Raw genomic sequence first — 701 nt, forward strand, 5'->3', positions numbered from 1 at the left:
GGCGAACAAAGCGCGCTTTCTGCTCGAGAACGGATGAGGGGTTTCAGCTTGATGCATGCCGTCCGAATGTCGCAAGGATGAGCAGGCAAGAGCTAGTGTCGCGTTCCGTTGATAACTTTGCATAGCCGTTCGATTTTGGCGAGGATCGAGTCAGCTGTCGCAGTCCATTTGAACGGTCGCGGATTTTGGTTGGCGGCTTCAACTCTGGATCGCAACACCAACGGTTGTGACGTGGTCCAGGCGACCTGACCTGAGCACTTCACCGCCAAGTGGAGTTGACCATGTCATCCAGCCGCCTTGACCTATCGGAACGATACCGTCTCCATGCGCTATATGAAACCGGGATGTCGATGCGCGCCATCGCCGATGCAGTGGAGCGTGCGCCCAGCACGATCAGCCGCGAGCTGCGCCGCAACCGGCACGAAGCGAAGTATCGGCCCGATCACGCGCAGCGCATCAGCGAGCATCGGCGCGCACAGGCCAGCCGGCGACCACGCATCGACGCTGAGCGTATCCGTCAGATCGAGGTCCTGCTGAGGGAGGACTTCAGTCCCGAACAGATCGCCGGCCGCACCGGCTTGGCCAGTCACGCATGGATCTATCGGCACATCGACGCCGATCAGAAGCGCGGTGGTCAGTTGTTCATGCATCTACGCAAACGCCGCCGCAAGCGCCGTCGGCGTTTGCGTAGATGCATGAAC

At 60.2% G+C, this 701-nt stretch carries 1 pseudogene; it reads left to right on the forward strand.

Annotation, left to right across the window (positions count from 1 at the left end):
* Nucleotides 1-281: 281 nt before the first annotated feature.
* Nucleotides 282-701 (forward strand): annotated as a pseudogene (locus tag NS355_RS17990) (IS30-like element IS1112 family transposase); the annotation flags it as partial.

The organism is Sphingomonas yabuuchiae, assembly GCF_001477495.1.
Taxonomy (GTDB): Bacteria; Pseudomonadota; Alphaproteobacteria; order Sphingomonadales; family Sphingomonadaceae; genus Sphingomonas; species Sphingomonas yabuuchiae_A.